General features: G+C 65.6%; 19 protein-coding genes. 5 read left to right on the top strand and 14 right to left on the bottom strand.

The features are described 5' to 3' along the window. Positions 1-139: 139 nt before the first annotated feature. From potA to ACX1DW_RS17005, 3 genes are read left to right on the top strand one after another with little or no spacing between them, the layout of a single operon-like run. Entirely contained in the window at positions 140-1291 is a 1152-nt protein-coding gene (gene potA / locus ACX1DW_RS17015) for a polyamine ABC transporter ATP-binding protein (RefSeq protein ID WP_063540317.1), read from the top strand. Beyond that, positions 1288-2184, top strand: coding sequence for an ABC transporter permease subunit (locus tag ACX1DW_RS17010; RefSeq protein WP_102839167.1), 897 nt, complete (start codon positions 1288-1290; stop codon positions 2182-2184). Before potA ends, ACX1DW_RS17010 begins: the two co-directional genes overlap by 4 nt. Then, complete coding sequence (locus ACX1DW_RS17005; RefSeq protein WP_394375254.1) at positions 2181-3083, top strand: ABC transporter permease subunit; 903 nt, start codon at positions 2181-2183, stop codon at positions 3081-3083. Before ACX1DW_RS17010 ends, ACX1DW_RS17005 begins: the two co-directional genes overlap by 4 nt. Positions 3084-3176: 93 nt before the next feature. On the opposite strand, the gene ACX1DW_RS17000 is transcribed toward ACX1DW_RS17005, so the two are convergent. Beyond that, positions 3177-3746: a DUF6436 domain-containing protein gene (locus tag ACX1DW_RS17000; RefSeq protein ID WP_458991966.1), complete on the bottom strand. Its 570-nt coding sequence runs from the start codon at positions 3744-3746 to the stop codon at positions 3177-3179. An 85-nt stretch (positions 3747-3831) separates the two neighbouring features. On the opposite strand from ACX1DW_RS17000, the gene bipL reads away from it, so the two are divergent. After that, the gene (gene bipL, locus ACX1DW_RS16995; protein ID WP_458991965.1) at positions 3832-4770 is read left to right on the top strand and encodes a phospholipase BipL; all 939 of its coding nucleotides are present in this window, start codon (positions 3832-3834) and stop codon (positions 4768-4770) included. 10 nt (positions 4771-4780) lie between these two features. Here bipL and ACX1DW_RS16990 read toward each other — a convergent pair whose 3' ends face one another. Next, a complete protein-coding gene (locus tag ACX1DW_RS16990) occupies positions 4781-5545 on the bottom strand; it encodes a DUF2059 domain-containing protein (RefSeq protein ID WP_458991964.1) in 765 nt (254 codons plus the stop codon). A 153-nt stretch (positions 5546-5698) separates the two neighbouring features. On the opposite strand from ACX1DW_RS16990, the gene ACX1DW_RS16985 reads away from it, so the two are divergent. Further along, on the top strand, positions 5699-6307 hold the full coding sequence (locus ACX1DW_RS16985; protein ID WP_458991963.1) for a 2OG-Fe(II) oxygenase: 609 nt from the start codon (positions 5699-5701) through the stop codon (positions 6305-6307). Positions 6308-6385: 78 nt separating this feature from the next. Here ACX1DW_RS16985 and dctM read toward each other — a convergent pair whose 3' ends face one another. The 12 genes from dctM to ACX1DW_RS16925 form a co-directional block, all read right to left on the bottom strand. Further along, a complete protein-coding gene (dctM, locus tag ACX1DW_RS16980) occupies positions 6386-7666 on the bottom strand; it encodes a C4-dicarboxylate TRAP transporter large permease protein DctM (RefSeq protein ID WP_125867620.1) in 1281 nt (426 codons plus the stop codon). Then, positions 7666-8292 carry a TRAP transporter small permease gene (locus ACX1DW_RS16975; protein ID WP_063540325.1) on the bottom strand — a complete coding sequence of 209 codons (627 nt, stop codon included), beginning with the start codon at positions 8290-8292 and terminating at the stop codon, positions 7666-7668. The genes dctM and ACX1DW_RS16975 overlap by 1 nt, the downstream gene beginning before the upstream one ends. A gap of 265 nt (positions 8293-8557) precedes the next feature. Beyond that, complete coding sequence (dctP, locus tag ACX1DW_RS16970) at positions 8558-9553, bottom strand: C4-dicarboxylate TRAP substrate-binding protein DctP (protein ID WP_125878112.1); 996 nt, start codon at positions 9551-9553, stop codon at positions 8558-8560. Between the two features lie 341 nt (positions 9554-9894). After that, on the bottom strand, positions 9895-11289 hold the full coding sequence (locus tag ACX1DW_RS16965; protein WP_102839173.1) for a sigma-54-dependent transcriptional regulator: 1395 nt from the start codon (positions 11287-11289) through the stop codon (positions 9895-9897). Further along, complete coding sequence (locus tag ACX1DW_RS16960) at positions 11286-13091, bottom strand: sensor histidine kinase (RefSeq protein ID WP_102839174.1); 1806 nt, start codon at positions 13089-13091, stop codon at positions 11286-11288. The genes ACX1DW_RS16965 and ACX1DW_RS16960 overlap by 4 nt, the downstream gene beginning before the upstream one ends. Positions 13092-13215: 124 nt before the next feature. Beyond that, entirely contained in the window at positions 13216-14130 is a 915-nt protein-coding gene (rfbD, locus tag ACX1DW_RS16955) for a dTDP-4-dehydrorhamnose reductase (RefSeq protein ID WP_111481811.1), read from the bottom strand. After that, positions 14127-14672 (bottom strand): dTDP-4-dehydrorhamnose 3,5-epimerase, encoded by a 546-nt coding sequence (gene rfbC, locus ACX1DW_RS16950; RefSeq protein ID WP_014595362.1) that lies wholly within the window; start codon positions 14670-14672, stop codon positions 14127-14129. Before rfbC ends, rfbD begins: the two co-directional genes overlap by 4 nt. Continuing rightward, positions 14669-15541 (bottom strand): glucose-1-phosphate thymidylyltransferase RfbA, encoded by an 873-nt coding sequence (gene rfbA, locus ACX1DW_RS16945; protein WP_063540331.1) that lies wholly within the window; start codon positions 15539-15541, stop codon positions 14669-14671. Before rfbA ends, rfbC begins: the two co-directional genes overlap by 4 nt. After that, the gene (rfbB, locus tag ACX1DW_RS16940) at positions 15538-16608 is read right to left on the bottom strand and encodes a dTDP-glucose 4,6-dehydratase (protein WP_458991962.1); all 1071 of its coding nucleotides are present in this window, start codon (positions 16606-16608) and stop codon (positions 15538-15540) included. The genes rfbA and rfbB overlap by 4 nt, the downstream gene beginning before the upstream one ends. A 214-nt stretch (positions 16609-16822) precedes the next feature. Then, on the bottom strand, positions 16823-17950 hold the full coding sequence (locus ACX1DW_RS16935; protein WP_458991961.1) for an ABC transporter permease: 1128 nt from the start codon (positions 17948-17950) through the stop codon (positions 16823-16825). 1 nt (position 17951) lies between these two features. Beyond that, on the bottom strand, positions 17952-20693 hold the full coding sequence (gene rbbA, locus ACX1DW_RS16930) for a ribosome-associated ATPase/putative transporter RbbA (protein ID WP_458991960.1): 2742 nt from the start codon (positions 20691-20693) through the stop codon (positions 17952-17954). Further along, positions 20690-21766: an HlyD family secretion protein gene (locus tag ACX1DW_RS16925; RefSeq protein ID WP_458991959.1), complete on the bottom strand. Its 1077-nt coding sequence runs from the start codon at positions 21764-21766 to the stop codon at positions 20690-20692. Before ACX1DW_RS16925 ends, rbbA begins: the two co-directional genes overlap by 4 nt. Positions 21767-21788 lie beyond the last annotated feature (22 nt).

Below are 21788 nucleotides of genomic sequence, written 5' to 3'. Positions count from 1 at the left end.
AGCGGTTGCGCTTGGCCCGGCCTGCCTTGGCCGAGCGCAGCCCGCTCTGCCGGGGTGTGCCAGCAGGCGTGCCCGCTGCAACGATCATTAGATTTCCGGCAATGGCCGGGCCAACCATTTTCATTTCGGGAGTTCGCGCATGGCCGTTGCCTCCAGCGCCTACAAGAAAGCCCTCAGTGGCGAGAGCAAGAACAAGCAGGTGCTGCTGAAGATCGACCGCGTCACCAAGAAGTTCGACGAAACGGTGGCGGTCGATGATGTCTCGCTGAGCATCCACCAGGGCGAGATCTTCGCCCTCCTCGGCGGCTCGGGTTCGGGCAAGTCGACGCTGCTGCGCATGCTCGCCGGCTTCGAGCGGCCCACCGAGGGGCGCATCTTCCTCGATGGCCAGGACATCACCGACATGCCGCCCTACGAGCGGCCGATCAACATGATGTTCCAGTCCTACGCGCTGTTCCCGCACATGACGGTGGAGCAGAACATCGCCTTCGGCCTGAAGCAGGATGGCCTGCCGAAGGAAGAGGTCGAGGCGCGGGTGAAGGAGATGCTCGGCCTGGTGCAGATGACCCAGTATGCCAAGCGCAAGCCGCACCAGCTGTCGGGTGGCCAGCGCCAGCGCGTCGCCCTGGCCCGTTCGCTGGCCAAGCGCCCCAAGCTGCTGCTGCTCGACGAACCCATGGGCGCGCTGGACAAGAAGCTGCGCTCGCAGATGCAGCTCGAGTTGGTGCAGATCATCGAGCGCGTCGGTGTGACCTGCGTGATGGTCACCCACGACCAGGAAGAGGCCATGACCATGGCCGAGCGCATCGCCATCATGCATCTGGGCTGGATCGCCCAGGTCGGCAGCCCGATGGATATCTACGAGACGCCGGCGAGCCGTCTGGTCTGCGAGTTCATCGGCAACGTCAACCTGTTCGACGGCGAGCTGGTCGAGGACATGGGTGACCACGCCATCATCGCCTCGCCCGGTCTGGAGAACCCGATCTACGTCGGTCACGGTATCAGTACCCGCGCTCAGGACAAGCAGATCACCTACGCGATCCGCCCGGAAAAACTGCTGATCGGCACCGAACTGCCGGAACTGGAGAGGCCCGGCTATAACTGGGCCAAGGGCGTCGTGCACGACATCGCCTACCTCGGCGGCCACTCGGTGTATTACATCAAGCTGCCGTCCGGCGGTGTGCTGCAGGCCTTCATGGCCAACGCCGAGCGCCACGTGAAGCTGCCGACCTGGGAAGAAGAGGTGTACGTCTACTGGTGGGATGACAGCGGCGTGGTGTTGCAGGCATGAAGCGCTCGCCCCTGAACACCGGACGCCGACTGGTCATCGGCGTGCCCTTCCTGTGGCTGATGCTGTTCTTCCTGCTGCCCTTTGCCATCGTGCTGAAGATCAGCTTTGCCGAAGCGGATGTGGCCATTCCGCCGTACACCGACATCTTCGCCTATGCCGACCAGCAGCTGCAGGTGCTGATCAACCTGGGCAACTACATCTTCCTCAGCGAAGACGAGCTGTATCTGGCGGCCTACCTGGGCTCGCTGCGGATCGCCTTCTTCAGCACGCTGCTCTGCCTGCTGATCGGCTATCCGATGGCCTACGCCATTGCTCGCGCGCGAAAGGACCTGCAGACGGTCCTGCTGCTGCTGATCATGATGCCGACCTGGACCGCCATCCTGATTCGCGTCTATGCCTGGATGGGCATCCTCAGCAGCAACGGCATACTCAACGGACTGTTGCAGGGGCTCGGCCTGATTGATGCGCCGCTGCAGATTCTCAACACCGATATGGCCGTGTACATCGGCGTGGTCTATTCCTACCTGCCGTTCATGATCCTGCCGCTCTACGCCAACCTGGTGAAGCACGACCCGAGCCTGCTCGAGGCAGCTTCCGACCTCGGCGCGCGCAACCTCACCAGCTTCTGGAAGATCACCGTGCCGCTGTCGAAGAACGGCATCATCGCCGGCTGCATGCTGGTGTTCATTCCGGTGGTGGGCGAGTTCGTCATCCCCGAACTGCTCGGCGGTCCGGAGACGCTGATGATCGGCAAGGTGCTCTGGCAGGAGTTCTTCAATAACCGCGACTGGCCGGTGGCCTCGGCACTGGCGGTAGTGATGCTGGCGATCCTGCTGGTACCGATCATCCTGTTCAACCGGAACCAAGCCAAGGAACTGGAGGGCAAGCTATGAAGCGCTGGAGCTTTTCCAACCTGATCCTGGTGCTCGGGCTGCTGTTCATCTACCTGCCGATGGTCATCCTGGTCATCTACTCGTTCAACGCCTCGCGGCTGGTGACGGTGTGGGGTGGCTGGTCGCTGAAGTGGTACGCCGGCCTGCTCGACAACTCCCAGCTGATGGGCGCGGTGATGCGCTCGCTGGAGGTCGCGGCCTACACCGCGGTTGCCGCGGTGGCGCTCGGCACCATGGCCGCCTTCGTGCTCACGCGTATCCCGGTATTCCGCGGTCGCACGCTGTTCGGTGGCCTGGTCACCGCGCCGCTGGTGATGCCCGAGGTGATCACCGGTTTGTCCCTGCTGCTGCTGTTCGTCGCGATGGCGCAACTGGTCGGCTGGCCGGCGCAGCGCGGGCTGGTGACCATCTGGATCGCTCACACCACGTTCTGCTCGGCCTACGTTGCGGTGGTGGTGATGGCGCGCCTGCGCGAGCTCGACCTGTCCATAGAGGAAGCGGCGATGGACCTCGGCGCGCGGCCGTGGAAGGTGTTCTTCCTGATCACCATGCCGATGATCGCACCGTCGCTGGCCGCGGGCGGCATGCTGTCCTTCGCCCTCTCGCTGGACGATCTGGTGCTGGCCAGCTTCGTCTCAGGTCCCGGCTCGACCACCCTGCCGATGGAGATCTTCTCCGCCGTGCGCCTGGGCGTGAAGCCGGAGATCAACGCGGTGGCCAGTCTGATCCTGCTCAGCGTGTCGCTGGCCACCTTCCTTGCCTGGTATCTCACCCGGCGTGCCGAGAAGCGCCGCATCCGCGCGATGCAGCAGGCGATGGATGAAACCGCTGGCAATCCCACCTGGCGCCAGGTGATCGACAGCCGCAAGGTGCTGGTGCCACCCTCGGCGCATAGCTGAGCGTTACCGGGAAGCGAAAAAGGGCGCAGCGGTGCGCCCTTTTTCGTGGCGCCTAGGAAGCCATCACCGGCGTACCTACGCTGCCGCTAAGCCTCAACCCTGCCAGTCACAGAAACAGGCCACCGCCAGGGAATGGGTCGCGCGCACCTTGCGCCCCGCGAGCACTGCTTCGAGGATCGGTTCGACGAAGCTGTTGTCCGAACTGCACACCGCCCCCTCGCTGTAGGGCCCGATATAGACGAGCTCACCATACTGGTCCCAGATGCCCACCGCGGGGCTGGCCGGCAGCTGTTCGGCACCGATGAGCCCCTCCAGCGCTTTCAGCGAGGCCAGTGGTTGCGGCAGGCGACCCTGGCTGCCGGGCTTGCGCACCTCGTAGAAGGCGACCGGCTGATCGGCGAAGCGCTCGAGCAGCTCCTGCAGATGCTGCTGGTTGCCGACATTGCACGGGCAGCCGGGATCCCAGAAGTGCACGAAGCGGACCGGGCCGGGTCCTTGCAGGGCGGCGGGCAGCTGCAGCGCATCACCCGAGAACAGCTCGGCGCGCTCGCCTTCGAAGGTGCGCAGGTAGCGCGCCTCGAACCACCAGAACGCAGCCAGCATGGCACCGGCCCACAGCAGGGCGATCAACGCGGCGATCAGATACTTGCGGCGACTAGTCATGACGGAACCCCGGAAAAGGTGCGCAAGCTTGCCATGCGGCGATGCAGAGCTGAATATCCCAGCTCAACGCAATCGAAGAATGTCCATGTCCGCGCGTATCCAGCCCGAGCGTCTGCGCAACAGCCTGCCGGCTCTGTCCGAAGCCGTCGAGGCGAGCGTCGAGACCCTTCACTATCAGGCCTACTACGGCCTCGATCTGCCCCATCGCCAGTCCATTCAGCGCCGCCTGGGGCGCTTTCGCGTGCACGACTACGATGTCGTCGCGCAGGCCTGGTGGCCGGAACAGCCGCACGCCAGCCTGCTGATCCTGCATGGCTACTATGACCACATGGGCCTGTATCGGCATGTGGTCGACTGGGGGCTGGAGATGGGCTTCGCCGTGCTGGCCTGCGACCTGCCTGGCCACGGCCTGTCCAGCGGGCCCGTCGCCAGCATCAACGAGTTCGACGAATACCAGGCGGTGCTGGCCGGACTGTTCGAGCAGGCTCGCCAACTCGATCTGCCGCGGCCCTGGCATCTGCTTGGCCAGAGCACCGGCGGCGCCATTGCCCTGGACCACTTGTTACACCAAGCGGAGAACCCGGACCTCGGGCGGACCATCCTCCTCGCGCCGCTGGTACGGCCAAGGGCCTGGTTGCGCTCGCGCCTGAGCTATGAGCTGCTGCGGCCGTTCGTGCGGCAGATTCGTCGCTCGTTCAGCGACAACTCCGGCGACCCGGCCTTTCTCGAGTTCGTCCAGGCGCGCGATCCGCTGCAGGCCGATATTCTGCCTACCGCCTGGGTCGGTGCGCTGTCGCGCTGGATTCCGCGCATCGAAGGCGCCGCCGAAAGCGCGCATGCGCCGCTGATCGTGCAGGGCGAGGCCGACATGACGGTGGACTGGCGACACAACCTGCCCATTCTCGAAAGCAAGTTCGCCGCTGCGCAAATCCTGCGCCTGCCCGATGCGCGCCATCATCTGGTGAACGAGCGCGAGGAGATACGTCGCGCCTATTTCGATTTTCTCCGCGAGCGTCTCGGCTAACGCCGGCCGGTCAGATGCCCTGTTGCGGCTCCAGCTCGGTGCCGCTCATGCCCACGGCAAGCCCGGCACGCAGAGCCTGCAGCGCGGCCTGGTAGTACGCCTTGCCGTCATCGGAGCGGGCGAACTCGAGGTATTGCTCGAGCTCGGCATCGGACAGATCGCGGTAGACATACAGCAGCGTGTTATCCAGGTCGCCCTCGATCTGTTCGATCATCCGCTGGCGCTGGCTGCTCAGTAGACTCTGCGCCTGGTTGCCGCCGAGCAGCCCGGGAATCATCTGGCTGAGGCTGTCGGCGGCGACGCCAGCCAGCGCCAAGCTGACTTCGGCACCCGCTTCGCTGGCCGGCAGCGCCTGCGCCAGATGGCGGATCAGCAGCTGCCGGTTGCTGCCCGCTTCCATCCGCGGCAGGCCTGAAGCGTGCTGAGCCAGCTGTTCGCGGCGAGCGGCAAGCACCTCTGCCGAAACGATCTTGCGGCCCAGGGGCGACTGGAAGAACTCCAGCGCCGGTTGCGGTTCGGCCAAGTGCTCGCGCAGCGCCTGCTGCGCGCGCTGGTCGATGGCGTGCGAGGCGAAGCGGCGGTTGCTGTTGGTCACCAGGGTCTGGAATACCGCGGGCGGCAATGTGTCCTTGTAGCGCTGCTGCGCGGCGGTCAGCGCATCGGAGAAATTGGCCCGCTGTTCGGTCCAGCCGGCGGTTTCGTAGAGTTCCTGATAGGTGTCGGCGAAGCTGCTGAAGCTCAAGGTCAGCAGTACACAGGTCAAGAAGGCGCGCATGGAAACTCCTGTCTGGCGGGCGGTTCATTTTCCGTGCCCCGACAGCCGCTTGTCGAGGCGCGCGAATGTGGCTGTGCTTGGCACAGCGACGCAGCTTGTAGCGGAGTCTCAACAGACCCTAGACTCCTGCGGTATTCCTTCGGAGTCACTTCCTTGCCGTTCTCTTCGATCATCGACGACCTGGCCGAGCGCGGCTGGTCGCTGCAGAGTTCTTTCCTTCCCAGTGATGTGACCCACAAGCTGGCCGACGAGTGCCGCAGGCGCGAGGCCGAGGGCGCGCTGGCGCCCGCCGCGGTCGGCCGCGGCGAGGCGCAGGCGGTGCGCGAAGGCATTCGCAGCGACCATATCCAGTGGCTGGAGCCAGGCCAGTCGGCGGTCTGCGACGACTACCTCGAGCTGATGGACGGCCTGCGCCAGCAGCTCAACCGCGAGCTCTTCCTCGGGCTCGAGGAGTTCGAGTGCCATTTCGCCTTCTACCCGCCGGGCGCCTTCTACCAGACCCACCTGGACCGCTTTCGCGATGACGACAGCCGGTCGGTCACCGCCGTGCTCTATTTGAATCCGGATTGGCAGCCCGCCCACGCTGGCGAACTGCGGATGCACCTGGCCGACGGCTCGCAGCTGGACGTGCCCCCGCTGGCCGGCAATCTGGTGGTGTTCCTTTCCGGCGATTTTCCCCATGAAGTGCTGGTGACCCAGGCCGACCGTCTGTCGCTGACTGGCTGGTTCCGCCGGCGACCGGCGGATGTGCTGGCGCTCTGACGAGCACGTATCGGCATTCGCGCGAACGAAAAAAAAAGCCCGGCACAGGCCGGGCTAAAGGGAAGTCAGTGCTTCGTGCTACATGCCGAGCATGTTCGGTAGACCCAGGGAAATCGACGGCACGTAGGTGATGATCACCAGGAAGCTCAGCATCAGGGCCAGCCATGGCAGCACCGCGCGGATCACCTGGGTCACCGGCATGCCGGTCACCGCCGAGGCGACGAACAGATTCAAGCCCACCGGTGGCGTGATCAAACCGATTTCCATGTTCACCACCATGATGATGCCCAGGTGGATCGGGTCGATGCCCAGCTGAACGGCGATCGGGAACAGGATCGGCGCCAGGATCAGGATGATCGCCGACGGCTCCATGAAGGCCCCGGCGACCAGCAGCACGATGTTCACCACCAGCAGGAACATCCACGGCTGCAGCCCGGCTTCGATCACCCAGGCGGTGATCGCCTGTGGAATCTGCTCGGTGGTCAGTACGTGGGCGAAGAGCATGGCGTTAGCGATGATGAACATCAGCATGATGCTCAGCTTGCCGGACTCCAGCAGCACCTTCGGGCACTCGCGCCAGGTCAGATCCTTGTAGACGAACAGCGCGACGAAGGCCGAATACACCGCCGCGACGGCTGCCGCTTCAGTGGGCGTGAACATGCCCGAATAGATGCCGCCGAGGATGATCACCATCAGCAGCAGGCCCCAGACCGCCTTGCGTGCGGCGGACAGCCACTCGCGGAAGCTGGCGCGCGGCAGTGCCGGCAGGTTCTTCTTCACCGCGATGATGTAGATCGCCACCATCAGCGCGCCGCCGAGCAGGATGCCCGGGACGACGCCGGCCATGAACAGCTTGCCCACCGAGGTTTCGGTGGCGGCGGCATAGACCACCATGACCACCGACGGCGGAATCAGGATGCCCAGGGTACCGGCGTTACAGACGATGCCGGCGCCGAAGGCCTGCGGGTAACCGGAGCGCACCATGCCGGCGATGGCGATGGAGCCGACCGCGGCCACGGTGGCCGGCGACGAGCCGGACAGCGCGGCGAACAGCATGCACGCCAGCACCGCACCGATCGCCAGACCGCCACGGATGTGACCGACGCAGGCGTTGGCGAAGTCGATCAGACGACGGGCCACCCCGCCGGTGGTCATGAAGGCACCGGCCAGCAGGAAGAACGGGATTGCCAGCAGGGTGTAGTGTTCGGAGGTCTCGAACAGCTTGATCGCCAGCGAGCGCACCGAGTCCTGGCTGAAGATCATGATGGTCAGTGAGCCGGCCAGGCCGAGGGACACGGCCACCGGTACGCCGATGAACATCAGCACGAAGAGGGCGACGAACAGGAACAGGATGGTCATTACTTGGGCTCCTCTTCGCCATGCTTCAACGCATCGGCCGCTTCATCGGCAAGGCCGAGGCCGGTCTGCTCGTTGCGCAGGATACGTACGAAGATTTCGGCGAAACGGATGAACACCATGGCGAAGCCGAACGGCACGATCATGCCGATGTGCCACTGCTTGATGCCGATATGGCCCAGGTCTTCGGCGCCGATGTTGGCGATGAACAGGGTCTGGATCCACTCGAAGCTGGCCACGGTCAGCAGGCCGGCGTACCCCAGGCAGAACAGGCAGGCGATGATGCCGATGACACGCTGGATATGCCGCGGTGCCAGCTTGACCAGTGCATCGACGCCGATGTGGCCGGCGGTGCGCACGCCATAGGCGAGGCCGGAGAAGATCAGCCAGGCGAACAGCGCCTTGGTCAGCGCGGTGCTCCAGGTCATGGACTGGGCCAGCCCGATGATGAAATCACCGATGGCGAACCAGAAGTCGGCGCTTCCCTCGAAGCGGTCGCCCAGGTCGTAGAAAAGGGTGTAGAGGTTGTTGAGGATCACGTAAACGAAGGTCACCAGTGTCATGGCGGCCAACAGAAAGGCGATGAAACCTTCCTCGAAGTGGTCCCAGACGCGCCAGAGGGCGTTCATGGATGACATCTCCCGATGGACTGCTTGTTGTATCGAAGGCAGCACGGAGGTGCGCCGTGAACCAGCCAGGGCAGGCTGGGGGACAGAGCAATGAAAAACTCTTGTTGTCGCCATCGAAGCGGCGCGGCCCGGGATCGCCTTGGCCTGACCTGTCTGCCCTTGGTGCGGGCTTCGTCTTCGCTAGCTGCTTTGTTTTTTCACTGAGCTGTCGGGTATCGCTGGGTAGTACAGCAAAGGGGCGGGGAGCCCGCCCCTCGGCAAAGGCTTATTTAGCCTGGTTGGCAGCTTCGGCAGCCTTGATCAGGTCAGCACCAATTTCGCCTTCGAACTTCTTCCAGACCGGCTTCATGGCTTCGCGCCACTTGGCGCGCTCTTCCGGCGTCAGCTCGAGGATTTCGGTAGTGCCGGCGGCGAGGATGTCAGCCTTGGCCTTCTGGTTCAGGGCGTCGGCCTGCTTGTTCACTTCAACAGTGACTTCTTCCACGATCTTTTCCAGCTCGCCACGTACATCGGCAGGCAGGCCGTTCCAGAACTTGGTGTTGGTGATCAGCATGTAGTCCAGCAGGCCATGGTCGGACTCGGTGATGTGCTTCTGCACTTCGTGCATCTTCTGCGAGTAGATGTTCGAGTAGGGGTTCTCGGCACCGTTGACCACGCCCGTCTGCAGGCCCTGGTACACCTCGGCGAAGCTCATCTTGCGCGGGTTGGCACGCAGCGCCTTGAACTGCTCGTCCAGCACGGCAGACGCCTGTACGCGGAACTTCAGGCCGCGCGCGTCTTTCGGCTCACGCAGTTCCTTGTTGGCCGACAGCTGCTTCATGCCGTTGTGCCAGTAGCCCAGGCCGGTGATGTTCTTGTCTTCCATGGAGCGCAGCAGGCTCTGGCCGGCCTCGCTCTTCTGGAAGCGGTCGACTGCCGCGATGTCATCGAACAGGAACGGCAGGTCATAGACCTGAACGCCCTTGGAGTAGTGTTCGAACTTGGCCAGCGACGGGGCGATCAGCTGAACGTCGCCCAGCAGCAGGGCTTCCATTTCCTTGCCATCACCGAACAGCGAGGAGTTCGGGTAAACCTGCACCTCGACCTTGCCCGGCAGACGCTCTTCCACCAGTTTCTTGAACATCAGGGCGCCCTGGCCTTTCGGCGTATTTTCGGCGACCACGTGCGAGAACTTGATGGTGATCGGGTCAGCCGCGTGGGCCAGACCAGCGATGCTCAGCGACAGGGCGCATGCCAGCGCCTTGGCAGTCAGTTTGAACATTGGATGTTTCCTCTTGTTGTGGATGGAGCGCCACGGGGCGTCTCCGGCAGGAACCGGCAGGGCAAGTCTAGGCGGCAAATGCGCAGGGCGATGGCCGGTTGCGACTCGTTCCATTCAGTTCGTTGGGTTGCAGGAGCAATGCCTGTGCCAGAAGCAGCAGTACCACCTGGGCGCCGGAAGTTTACCCAGCCGAAGGTTGAACTTTGTATGTCGGATTACCGACAAGCGCGTCTAGGTCGCACCTTTTCACGATTCCAGCGGCGGCCGTGAAGCGTCGAGGGCGATGCAGGGGAGCAAAGCGGAGCCGTTGAAAGGCAGGGTGGATGGCGGTTTTCCGCCATCTAATCGTTGTCATCGGGCGAGCTTCCGCCAGCGTCGGCGAAGCTCAGGCCATGCTTGCGCAGTTTGTCGTGCAGCGTCTTGCGCGGCAGGCCGAGGGCTTCGGCGACGCTGCGCAGCGAGCCATGCGGACGATTCAACTCGGCGGCGATCAACGCGCGCTCGAAGGCATCGACCTGCTCGCCGAGGCTGCCGCCGCTGGCGAGGCTGGTCGCTGGCTCACTGCCCGGCACGTCCAGGCCCAGCCCCAGCCCGAGGGCGAAGCGCTCGGCGGTGTTCTGCAGTTCGCGTACGTTGCCCGGCCAGGCGTGTTGCAGCAGCACGGCACGCTGCTCCGGCTGCAGCTCGCGGATCGGCAGGCCATGGCGTTGGGCGGCGGCTTCGGCGAAATGCTGGAACAGCAGGAGGATGTCTTCGCTGCGTTCGCGCAGCGAAGGGATACGCAACGGCGCGACATTGAGCCGGTAGTACAGGTCGGCGCGAAAGCGGCCCTGGTCGGCGGCCACGCGCAGGTCTTCCTTGGTCGCGGCGATGACACGGATGTCCAGGGCGATCGACTGGTTGCCGCCGAGCCGTTCGACCACCCGCTCCTGCAGCAGGCGCAGCAGCTTGACCTGCACATCGAGGCTCATGCTCTCGATCTCGTCGAGGAACAGCGTGCCGCCATTGGCGAACTCGAACTTGCCGATCCGGCGCTTCTGCGCGCCGGTGAAGGCGCCGGGCTCGTGGCCGAACAGCTCGCTCTCCACCACCGACTCGGCCAGGGCGCCGGCGTTGATCGCGACGAAGGGGCCGTTGCGCCGGTTCGACAGGTCGTGCAGCGCACGCGCCACCACCTCCTTGCCGGCGCCGGTCTCGCCGAGGATCAGGACATCAGCCTGGGTGCCGGCCAGTGCGCCGATCTGCTCGCGCAGGCGCAGCATCGCCCGGGACTGGCCGAGCAGGCGCGCCGACAGCTGTTGGCGGTCGGCCAGGGCCAGACGCAGGGAGCGGTTGTCCAGCACCAGCTGGCGCAACGCCAGGGCGCGGCGCACGCTGTCCAGCAGCGCTTCGCTGGGGAAAGGCTTTTCCAGAAAGTCGTAGGCGCCGGCGCGCATGGCCTGCACCGCCAGCTGGATGTCACCGTGCCCGGTGATGAGGATCACCGGGAGCTCGTTGTCGCGTGCGCGCAGCTGTTGCAGCAGCTCCAGCCCGTCGATCCCAGGCATGCGGATGTCACTGACCACCACCCCCTGCCAGTCCGCCGGCAGGCGTGCAGCCAGGCCGCGAGCATCGCCCAGGCTGACCACCTCGAGCCCGGCCAGGTCGAGGGTCTGGCTCAGCGCCTGGCGCAGATGCGGATCGTCGTCGATCAGCACCACCTGGGCCTGGGCACTGATCGGGGTGTCGCTGCTCATTGGAGATGGTCCTCGCTGGGAAAGGCCACGCCGGGTTCGGCGCTACGCAGGAACAGGCCGAGCTGCGCGCCACCCTCGGGATGGTTGCTCATGCGCAGCTCTCCGCCCAGGGCGCGGATCAGGGTATCGCAGATCGCCAGGCCGAGGCCCAGGCCCTGAGCGCTGGTCTTGGTGGTGAAAAAGGGTTCGCGGGCGCGCTGCAATGCCTCGGCAGAGAAGCCTGGGCCATTGTCGCGCAGGCTCAGCAGCACGCCGTCGCCTTCGCGTTCGGCGCGTAGCCAGATACGCCGTGGTTGCGGGCGTTCGGCCAGGGCGTCGAGGGCATTGGCCAGCAGGTTGGCGAGAATCTGCCGCAGCCGCGTTTCGCCGGCCTGCACCCAGAGGGTGGCCTCCGGCAGATCGCGGATCAGCTCGACACCCATGGCCTGGCGGCGTTTGGCGAGCAGGGCGAGGGCATCGTCCAGCGCCGGCTGCAGCGCCACCCGTTCCGGCGCGTGCTGGTCGCGGCGGGCAAAGGCGCGCAGGTGGGCGATGATCGAGGCCATGCGCGCGGTCAGTTCGCTGATCAGCCGGAGGTTGTCGCGTGCCTCGCTGGTGCGGCCGTGCTCGAGCAGCACACCGGCGTTGTCGGCGTAGCTGCGAATGGCCGCCAACGGCTGGTTGAGTTCGTGGCTGATGCTCGCCGACATGGTGCCCAGCGCCGACAGCTTGCCGGCCTGCAACAGTTCGTCCTGGGCGCGCACCAGTTCCTGCTGGGCCTGCTCGCGCTCTAGCACCTCGACCTTGAGCCGGCTGTTCAGCGCCTCCAGATCGCGGGTGCGCTCCTGCACCCGCTGCTCGAGCTGCTGGCGTGCCTGGCTGTCCAGCGCCAGCCGTTCGAGGAAGTGCCGGCGGCGCTGCATCAGCAGGCCGAGCCAGAGCAGCAGCGCCAGCAGTGTGGCGGCGCCGATGGCGACGACGGTGCGCACCGGGCGTTCGACCAGGTTCACCGGCGCGAGAATACGCACCGTCCAACCGGTCTCCTTCAACTCGCGGCTCTGGATCAGCCAGGCGTCGATGTCCAGTGTCAGGTCTTGCGGATACAGGGTCGGATAGGGCTGGTCGAAGGCAATCTGCTCGCGCTCGTCGACGCCCAGCCCGCGGGTGGCGCGGAACCGCCACTCCGGTCGCGAGGTGAGGATCACTACGCCAAAGTTGTCGGTCACCAGCAGTTGCTCCGGCGTGCTACCCCAGAGTGTCTCGGTGTGATCGAGGTCGACCTTGACCACCAGCACGCCGAGCACCTGATCACCGTCGCGCACCGCCGCGCCAAAGTAGTAGCCACGCTTGCCGGAAGTCGTGCCGAGGCCGAAGAAGCGCCCCAGGCGACCTTCCATGGCCTGACGGAAATAGGGGCGGAAGGCGAAGTTGCGGTCGACGAAGCTGTCTTCCTCGTCCCAGTTGGAGGCGGCCAGGGTGTTGCCGTCGGTCGCCATCAGGTAGATGACGTCGGCACCGGTCTGCTTGCGCAGCCGCTTGAGCAGGCGATTGGCGTTGTCGCGCACCTGTGGCGAATCCTCCTGCAGCACGGCGCGCAGAGCGGGCAGATCGCCGAGGATGCGCGGCAGCACCTCGTAGCGATTCAGCGTGCCGAGCAGGTTGGCGACGTACAGGTCCAGGGTCTGGCGGTTCTGTTCGGTCAGTTCGTTGCGGTAATAGCGCTCGGCGAGCTGTTGCAACGGCCACAGCAAGGGCGCCAGCAGCAAGGCCAGCAGGGCGAGATTGCGCCAGCGTGGGCGGCGGGGAGGGAGCGGTACGGTCATGCGTGGGCGCCTGAGGGTCCGGCGCATTATGCACGCAGAGCGTGCCGGCGTTCAGCGTCGGTGGTCGAGGCGGCGGAAAAACGCCTGACTGCGGCGTGGCCAAGCGGCGCGGTGACCAGCTGGATCAGCGTCCCGCGGCGACGGGCTGCGGGGCCTCTTCGCTGTCGAAGCCGCGGGCCCTGTTGAGGCACTCGTGCAGAGCGGTTTCCCAGTCGGGGAGGGTGACCCCCCAATCCTGCCGCAGTCGCGCACAGTTGAGCCGCGAGTTAAGTGGACGCTGCGCCGCGGTCGGGTAGTTCCTGGACAGGATCGGGGTGATCTCGGCACGCAGGCGTCCTTCCTGGCGCAATCGCTCGGCGATGCTGCAGGCGAAGCCGTACCAGGAGGCCTCGCCGCTGGCGCTGAGGTGATACAACCCGCTCGGCCCGGCCTGCCCGGCGTTGCGCTTGCGCACCAGCTCGGCGGTGACGCGGGCGATGGTTGCGGCCCAGGTCGGCGCGCCGATCTCGTCGCTGACCACCGACAGCGCATCGCGCTCCTGCAGCAGGCGCTGCATGGTCAGCAGGAAATTCTTGCCATGCTGGGAATAGACCCAGCTGGTGCGCAGAATCAGGTGTTCGCCGCCGACGGCCTGGATCGCCTGTTCGCCGGCCAGCTTGCTGGCGCCATAGACATTGAGCGGCTGTGGCAGGTCGTTTTCGTCGTAGGGTTCGGCCTTGCGCCCGTCGAACACGTAGTCGGTGGAGTAATGGATCAGCGGCACACCGAGCCGCGCGGCTTCTTCAGCGAGCACCTGCGGACCGCGGGCATTGACCGCGAAGGCCTGCTCGCGGTGGCTTTCCGCCGGGTCAACGGCGGTATAGGCCGCCGCGTTGATGATCAGGTCCGGCCGCAACAGGCGCACCTGCTCACGAATCTGTTCGGGCACGGCGAGATCCAGTGCGTTGTGCCCGAGGGCGAGCAGTTTGCCGGTGCCAGCCAGTTCCACTTGCAATTCGCGGGCGAGCTGCCCAGTGCTGCCCGTGATCAGGATTTTCATGGAAACAGCTCCGCATCGCGCAGCAGCTTGCCGGCCTGGTCCTTGGCGGACAGTTGTGGCGCCTCGTCGAACGGCCATTGGATGCCGAGCTCGGGGTCGTTCCACAGCAGGCTGCGCTCATGCTCAGGCGCGTAGTAGTCGGTGGTCTTGTAGAGGAACTCGGCGCTTTCGCTGAGCACCACGAAGCCGTGTGCGAAGCCTTCGGGTATCCACAGCTGGCGCTGGTTCTGCGCGCTCAGGTGGGTGCCGAACCAGCGGCCGAAGCTCGGCGAGCTCTTGCGCAGGTCGACGGCGACGTCGAATACCTCGCCGGCGACCACCCGCACCAGTTTTCCCTGCGGCTGCTGGATCTGGTAATGCAGGCCACGCAGCACGCCGCGCTGGGACTTGGAGTGGTTGTCCTGGACGAACTGACGCTTGAGCCCCGTGGCCGCTTCGAAAGCGGCCGCGTTGAAGCTCTCGTAGAAGAAACCGCGTTCGTCGCCGAAGACCTTGGGCTCGATGATCAGTACGTCGGGAATGCTGGTTTCGACGACCTTCATGCGTCTTCACCCGCCAGCTTGAACAGGTACTGGCCGTAGCCGGTCTTGCCCAGCGCATCGGCGCGGCGCAGCAGCTGCTCGCGGTCGATCCACTTGTTCTGGTAGGCGATTTCCTCCAGACAGGCGACCTTCAGGCCCTGGCGGTGCTCGATGGTCTGCACGTACTGCGAGGCTTCCAGCAGGCTGTCGTGGGTGCCGGTGTCGAGCCAGGCGAAGCCGCGGCCGAAGCGCTCGACATTGAGATCGCCGCGCTCGAGGTAGGCCATGTTGACGTCGGTGATCTCCAGCTCGCCGCGCGGCGAGGGCTTGATCGACTTGGCGATCTCGATCACGTCGTTGTCGTAGAAGTACAGGCCGGTCACCGCGTAGCTGGACTTCGGCTTTTTCGGCTTCTCCTCGATGGACAGCGCCTTGCCGTCCGCGTCGAAGTCGATCACGCCGAAGCGCTCCGGATCCTTGACCCAGTAGCCGAACACCGTGGCGCCCTTCTCCTGACGCGCGGCGCGCTGCAGCTTCTCGGTGAAGTGCTGGCCGTGGAAGATGTTGTCGCCGAGGATCAGGCATACTGAATCGTCGCCGATGAACTCTTCACCGATCAGGAAGGCCTGGGCCAGGCCGTCCGGCGAAGGTTGTTCGGCGTAACTGAAGTTGACCCCGAACTGGCTGCCGTCGCCCAGCAGGTTCTGGTACTGCGGCAGATCCTGCGGTGTCGAGATGACCAGAATGTCGCGGATGCCGGCGAGCATCAGCACCGAGATCGGGTAGTAGGCCATCGGCTTGTCGTAGATCGGCAGGAGCTGCTTGGATACGCCAAGGGTGATGGGGTGCAGACGGGTGCCGGAGCCTCCGGCGAGGATGATTCCTTTCATGCGTTCTCCAGGGCGCCGAGGCGCTCGCGTTGATAGCTGCCGTCCTGGACGCGACGGCACCATTCGAGGTTGTTCAGGTACCACTGCACGGTCTTGCGCAGGCCGGTCTGGAACGTTTCCTGCGGCACCCAGCCGAGCTCGCGCTCGATCTTGCTGGCGTCGATGGCGTAGCGCAGGTCGTGGCCCGGGCGATCCTTGACGAAGGTGATCAGGTCTTCATAGCGGGCCAGGCCGGCGGGCTTGTTCGGCGCCAGCTCTTCCAGCAGCGCGCAGATACCGCGCACCACCTCGATGTTCTTCTGCTCGTTGTGGCCGCCGATGTTGTAGGTCTCGCCGACCTTGCCCTCGCTGACCACCTTGAACAGCGCGCGGGCGTGGTCCTCGACGAACAGCCAGTCGCGGATCTGCGAGCCGTCGCCGTAGACCGGCAGCGGTTTGCCATCCAGCGCGTTGAGAATCACCAGCGGGATCAGCTTCTCGGGGAAGTGGAACGGCCCGTAGTTGTTCGAGCAGTTGGTGATCAGCACCGGCAGGCCGTAGGTACGCTGCCAGGCCCGGACCAGGTGGTCCGACGAGGCCTTGCTGGCCGAGTAGGGCGAGCTGGGCGCGTAGGGGGTGGTCTCGGTGAACAGGTCGTCGACGCCGTGCAGGTCGCCGTACACCTCATCGGTGGAGATGTGGTGGAAGCGGAACGCCGCGCGACGCTCGGCCGGCAGCGTCTGCCAGTAGGCGCGGGCGGCCTCCAGCAGCTGGTAGGTGCCGACGATGTTGGTCTGAATGAATTCGGCCGGGCCGTCGATGGAGCGATCGACGTGGGATTCGGCGGCCAGATGCATGATGGCGTCCGGCTGGAACTCCAGCAGCGCCTCGCTGACCCGCTCACGATCGGCGATGTCGGCCTGGAGGAACTGATAGCGCGGGTTGTCGTCCACGCTGGCCAGCGACTCGAGGTTGCCGGCATAGGTCAGTTTGTCCAGGTTGAGCACGCTGTGCTCGGTATCGAGAATGAGGTGACGGATCAGTGCGGAACCGATGAATCCGGCACCGCCAGTAACGAGAATGCGCATAGTGATGGGGCTTCCTTGGCGCGCTGTCGAGCGTCAGGCTCTTAGCATGTCGGCACGATAGACCGGCCGTCGATGCAAAAATTCCCGGGTGTGGTGGGGCGCCGGGTGACCGTTTGGTTACCAACATAAATCTAGGATGCTGGCGTGATGCCATAAAGCTTCGGGCTAGAGCGGTCGGTCTGGCGACGCGGGCGTAGTGAAGAAAGCGTAGCCGCTAGCGCAACGACACCCGTAGGCGCGACAGCGCACCGATGAAGAACACCGTGCCGATCACCATCAGCGCCAGCAGCTGCGGCCAGACGATGGCCGTGCCGGCATTGCGGAACAGGATCGCCTGAGCCAGTTCGACGAAATGCGTGGTCGGCGCCACCAGCATGATGCTCTGCACCAGCTCCGGCATGCTCTCGCGCGGCGTCACTCCGCCGGAGAGGATCTGCAGCGGGATCAGCGTGAGGATCACCAGCAGGCCCAGCTGCGGCATGGAGCGCGCCACCGTGCCGAAGAAGATGCCCATCGAGGTGGCGGCGAACAGGTGCAGCGCCGCGCCGCCGGCGAACAGCCACAGCGAGCCCTGGATCGGGATATCGAGCCAGCCCTCGACGACGAAGCGCAGGGCGAACGCCGCTGCCGCCAGCACCACCAGACCCATGGCCCAGACCTTGCCGACCATGATCTCGAACGGTGTCACCGGCATCACCAAGAGGTGCTCGATGGTGCCGTGCTCACGCTCGCGGATCAGCGCCGCGCCGGTAAGGATGATCGCCAGCATGGTGATCTGGTTGATCACCTCGTTCACCGCGCCGAACCAGGCGCGGCTGAGGTTGGGGTTGAACGCGGTGCGCACCACCGCTTCGACCGGCAGCACGTCTTCGCTGCGGTAGCGGCGGACGAATTCGGCGGTCTCGCTGGCGATGATCTGCTGGATGTGCCCTGCGCCGGTGAACGCCTGGCTGACCTGGGTGGCATCGACGTTGAGCTGGATGGTCGGCTGGCGGCCGGCGAGCAGGTCCTGCTGGAAGCGCGGCGGGATGTTCAGGGTGAAGGTGTAGAGGCCGTCGTCCATGCCGCTGTCCATCTCCTGATGGCTGATGGCCTTCGGCTCGATGAAGTAGGGCAGCTGAAAGGCGTTGATGATGCGCAGCGACGCCTGCGAGCGGTCCTCGTCGACCACTGCGATGCTGGCCCGGTGCGGCGCCTCGGGAATTGCCGTGGCACCTTCGTAGATGGCCAGGGTGAACGAATAGATGATCAGCACCAGCATCGCCGGGTCGCGGTAGAGGCTGCGCAGCTCCTTGAGGCCGAGCTGGAGGATGTTGCCGAGCTTGCGTTGCAGGCCGCCCATGTCATTTCTCCTGCTTGCGCAGGCCGGCGACGCTGAGCAGGGTCAGCAGCGGAATGGCCAGCAGCATGGGAATGAAATAGGGGTACAGCTCGGCCATTCCGAGGGCCTTGGAGAACACCCCGCGGCTGATGATCAGGAAGTGGCTGGTCGGGTAGAGCTTGCCGACGAAGGCGCCGGCGCCCTCCATCGCCGAGACCGGGTGGATCAGCCCGGAGAATTGGATCGCCGGCAGCAGCGTGACGATGGTCGTGCCGAAGATCGCCGCGATCTGGCTGTTGAAAATCGCCGACATCAGCAGTCCCAGGCCAGTGGCGCAGGCCACGTAGAGCAGCGCGCCGAGGCAGAGGGTGAGGATGCTGCCCTTGATTGGAATACCGAAGACGAACACCGCCAGCAGCGCCAGGGTGGCGAAGTTGAACATGCCCAGCGCGATATAGGGCAGCTGCTTGCCGAGCAGGAATTCCAGGCGGGTGGTCGGGGTGACGTAGAAGTTGGTGATCGAGCCCAGTTCCTTTTCGCGCACCACGCCGAGGGCGGTGAGCATCGCCGGGATCATCATCAGGAGCAGCGGGATCATCGCCGGTGCCATGGCCGGCAGGCTCTGCACGTCCGGGTTGTAGCGGTAGCGGATGGCGACGTCCGCTGGCGTGAGCTGGCCGTCGACGCCGGCTTCACGGGCCAGCTGCTGCAGGTAGTTCAGATGGATGCCCTGTACGTAGCCCTTGATGGTGTCGGCGCGCATGGGCATGGCGCCATCGATCCAGAAGGCCACCTGCGGTATGGCGCCGCGCTTGAGGTCGCGGCCGAAGTTCGGCGGGATCTCCACCGCCAGGCTGATGTCTCCGCTGCGCAGACGCTGATCGAGCTCGGCATGGTTGGCCAGCGGAGCCTTCTCGATGAAGTAGCGCGAGCCGGCCATGTTCAGCAGGTAGTGCTGGCTGGTGGTGGTCTGGTCGCGGTCGAGCACGGCGTAGGTCAGGTTCTCGACGTCGAAGCTGACCCCGTAGCCCATGATGAACATCAGCAGCACGCTGCCGAGCATTGCCAGCGTCGCGCGGATCGGGTCGCGGCGCAGCTCCATGGCTTCGCGGCGGGTGTAGCTGAGCAGACGGCGCAGGCTGAAGCGGGCCTGGCGTCCGTTGTTGCCGGTGGCCTGGGAGGGCTTGCCCGGTGCGGCGGGCGGCGTTGCCGGCTGCTCCCCGGCATGTGCGGCGGCGGCTTCCTCCAGGTAGGCGATAAAGGTCTGTTCCAGCGTCGGCAGCCCGCGCTTGGCCATCAGCGCCTGCGGCGTGTCGCTGTCGAGTACCCGCCCGGCGTGCATCAGCGAGATGCGGTCGCAGCGCAGCGCCTCGTTCATGAAGTGGGTGGAGATGAAGATGGTCACGCCGTCCTCGCGCGACAGCTGCACCAGGAGTTCCCAGAAGCCGTCACGGGCGACCGGGTCGACCCCGGAGGTGGGTTCGTCGAGGATCAGGATCTCCGGGTTGTGGATCACCGCCACCGCCAGCGACAGGCGCTGGCGCACGCCCAGCGGCAGGCTGCTGGGCAGGCTCTCGGCATCGTCGGTGAGGTCGAAGCGTTCGAGCATTTCCTGCACCCGCGCGTCGCGCCGTTCGGCCGGCAGGTGGAACAGCCGCGCGTGCAGGTCGAGGTTCTGCCGCACCGTCAGCTCGCTGTACAGCGAGAAGGCCTGGGACATGTAGCCGACGCGCTGGCGGGTCTGCATGTCGTGCGGGTCCACCGGCTTGCCGAACAGCAGCGCCTCGCCCTCGCTGGCGGGCAGCAGGCCGGTGAGCATCTTCATGGTGGTGGTCTTGCCGCAGCCGTTGGAGCCGAGGAAACCAAAGATCTCGCCGCGGGCGATGCGGAAATTGACCCGGTCCACGGCGACGAAATCGCCGAAGCGCATGGTCAGCCCGTGGGCCTCGATGGCGATGCTGTCGCTCGGCGGCTGCGGCGGGATAATCAGCTCGCGGTGCTGGCTGCGCTTGGCTTCCGGCAGCAGGCGGATGAAGGCCTGCTCCAGGGTGTCGCTGCCGGTGCGCGCCAGGAGTTCGGCCGGCGTGCCGGTGGCCAGCACCTGGCCGGCGTCCATCGCCACCAGATGGTCGAAGCGCTGCGCCTCGTCCATGTAGGCGGTGGCCACCAGCACGCTCATCTGCGGGCGCTCGCCACGGATGCGCTCGATCAGCTCCCAGAACTGCGCACGCGACAGCGGGTCGACACCGGTGGTGGGCTCGTCGAGGACCAGCAGGTCGGGGTCGTGGATCAACGCGCAGCAGAGGCCGAGCTTCTGCTTCATGCCGCCGGAGAGCTTGCCCGCCGGGCGCTCGACGAAGGGCGCGAGGCCCGTGCTGCGGGTCAGCTCGGCGATGCGCCAGCGGCGCTCGGCGGCGTCCTGGCCGAACAGTCGGCCGAAGAACTCGAGGTTCTCGAACACCGTCAGCGTCGGGTAGAGGTTCTTGCCCAGGCCTTGGGGCATGTAGGCGATGCGCGGGCAGACCGCGCGACGGTGGCCGGCATCGCTCATGTCGCCGTCGAGCACCTGCACGCGGCCCTGCTGCAGCTTGCGCGCACCGGCGATCAGCGCCAGCAGGCTGGACTTGCCGACGCCATCCGGGCCGATCAGGCCGACCATGCAGCGTGCCGGCAGGCTCAGGCTGAGGTCATCCAGCGCGCGGGTCTTGCCGTACTGCAGGCTGACGCCGCTGATCTCGGCGACCGGGGCAGGGGACTGGTTCATTGGCCGACATTGATCTGCAGGTGCGCCGGCCATTCAGCGTCGGCGTCCAGCTTCAGGTAAGCGACGCCCGGCAGGCCGGTCTTGACCTGTTCCATGTGCTTTCTCAGCAGCTCGGGATCGATCCGCGCCTTGACCCGGAACATCAGCTTCTCGCGCTCGCTTTCGGTTTCCACCGTCTTCGGCGTGAACTGCGCGACGCTGGCGACGTAGGTGATCTTGGCCGGAATCACGTACTGCGGTGCGGCATCGATCACCAGGCGTGCCTCCGAACCCATGGCGACACGGCCGGCCTGGCGCTCGGGCAGGAAGAAGGTCATGTAGACGTCGGCCAGGTCGACCAGATTGAGCAGCTTGCCACCGGCGCCGAGCACCTCACCCGGCTGCGCGACGCGGTACTGCACGCGGGCCACGCGGTCGGTCTTCAACTCGCTGTCGCTGATGTCCGCCTGCAGCCGTACGACGCTGGACTGTGCTGCCTCCAGCGCCGACTGTGCCTCGATCACCTGCGACCTGGCGGCGGCGATACCGGCGTCGGCGGACAGCACTTGGGCGCGGGAGGCGGCCAGCGCGGCCTGGGCGCTCTGCATGGCGGCGAGGTCGTCGTCCAGCTGCTGGCGCGGCATGGCGTTGCGGTCGACCAGCGTCTTGGTGCGCTGGTGGCGCTTCTGCGCGGCGGTCAGCTCGGCACGGCGCTGCAGCACCACGGCCTCGGCGGTGGCCTTCTCGCTCTCGCGCTGGGTGACCAGCGCCTGGGCGGTGAGGATGGCATTTTCCGCCTGGCGCACCTGGGCGCGGGCCTGGTTGAGCTGAGCCTCCAGCACCTCGGTGTCCATCCGTGCGATGACCTGGCCGGGCTGGACGAAGTCGCCTTCGTCGACGCTGATCTCGCGGATGCGTCCACCGAGCTTGGTTGCAACGTCGATCTCGGTGGCCTCGATGCGCCCATTGCCGCTGGCGAAGCCGTCGCCCAGGCCGTCGGGACGCAGTTCCGACCATACCAGCAGGCCGACGACGACCAGCGCGGCGAGCGCGGACAGCACCCGGCGAAGTTTTTTCTGGGCTGGCGCTTTCATGGGCGTTCCTTATCGTGAAGCA

The organism is Stutzerimonas sp. KH-1 (assembly GCF_054483855.1).
The sequence above is the reverse complement of the archived record's forward strand: the minus strand, read 5'-3'. Positions and strand labels throughout refer to the sequence as shown.

Excerpts from the sequence above, each read along its gene's own strand:
- ACX1DW_RS17010 (WP_102839167.1), top strand. The coding sequence starts at position 1,288 with ATGAAGCGCTCGCCCCTGAACACCGGACGCCGACTGGTCATCGGCGTG.
- rfbD (WP_111481811.1), bottom strand. The coding sequence starts at position 14,130 with ATGAAAATCCTGATCACGGGCAGCACTGGGCAGCTCGCCCGCGAATTG.
- rfbC (WP_014595362.1), bottom strand. The coding sequence starts at position 14,672 with ATGAAGGTCGTCGAAACCAGCATTCCCGACGTACTGATCATCGAGCCC.
- rfbA (WP_063540331.1), bottom strand. The coding sequence starts at position 15,541 with ATGAAAGGAATCATCCTCGCCGGAGGCTCCGGCACCCGTCTGCACCCC.
- ACX1DW_RS16965 (WP_102839173.1), bottom strand. The coding sequence starts at position 11,289 with ATGAGCAGCGACACCCCGATCAGTGCCCAGGCCCAGGTGGTGCTGATC.
- ACX1DW_RS16990 (WP_458991964.1), bottom strand. The coding sequence starts at position 5,545 with ATGCGCGCCTTCTTGACCTGTGTACTGCTGACCTTGAGCTTCAGCAGC.
- ACX1DW_RS17005 (WP_394375254.1), top strand. The coding sequence starts at position 2,181 with ATGAAGCGCTGGAGCTTTTCCAACCTGATCCTGGTGCTCGGGCTGCTG.
- dctM (WP_125867620.1), bottom strand. The coding sequence starts at position 7,666 with ATGACCATCCTGTTCCTGTTCGTCGCCCTCTTCGTGCTGATGTTCATC.
- ACX1DW_RS16935 (WP_458991961.1), bottom strand. The coding sequence starts at position 17,950 with ATGGGCGGCCTGCAACGCAAGCTCGGCAACATCCTCCAGCTCGGCCTC.
- ACX1DW_RS16925 (WP_458991959.1), bottom strand. The coding sequence starts at position 21,766 with ATGAAAGCGCCAGCCCAGAAAAAACTTCGCCGGGTGCTGTCCGCGCTC.
- ACX1DW_RS17000 (WP_458991966.1), bottom strand. The coding sequence starts at position 3,746 with ATGACTAGTCGCCGCAAGTATCTGATCGCCGCGTTGATCGCCCTGCTG.
- rbbA (WP_458991960.1), bottom strand. The coding sequence starts at position 20,693 with ATGAACCAGTCCCCTGCCCCGGTCGCCGAGATCAGCGGCGTCAGCCTG.
- potA (WP_063540317.1), top strand. The coding sequence starts at position 140 with ATGGCCGTTGCCTCCAGCGCCTACAAGAAAGCCCTCAGTGGCGAGAGC.
- ACX1DW_RS16960 (WP_102839174.1), bottom strand. The coding sequence starts at position 13,091 with ATGACCGTACCGCTCCCTCCCCGCCGCCCACGCTGGCGCAATCTCGCC.
- rfbB (WP_458991962.1), bottom strand. The coding sequence starts at position 16,608 with ATGCGCATTCTCGTTACTGGCGGTGCCGGATTCATCGGTTCCGCACTG.
- ACX1DW_RS16975 (WP_063540325.1), bottom strand. The coding sequence starts at position 8,292 with ATGAACGCCCTCTGGCGCGTCTGGGACCACTTCGAGGAAGGTTTCATC.
- dctP (WP_125878112.1), bottom strand. The coding sequence starts at position 9,553 with ATGTTCAAACTGACTGCCAAGGCGCTGGCATGCGCCCTGTCGCTGAGC.
- bipL (WP_458991965.1), top strand. The coding sequence starts at position 3,832 with ATGTCCGCGCGTATCCAGCCCGAGCGTCTGCGCAACAGCCTGCCGGCT.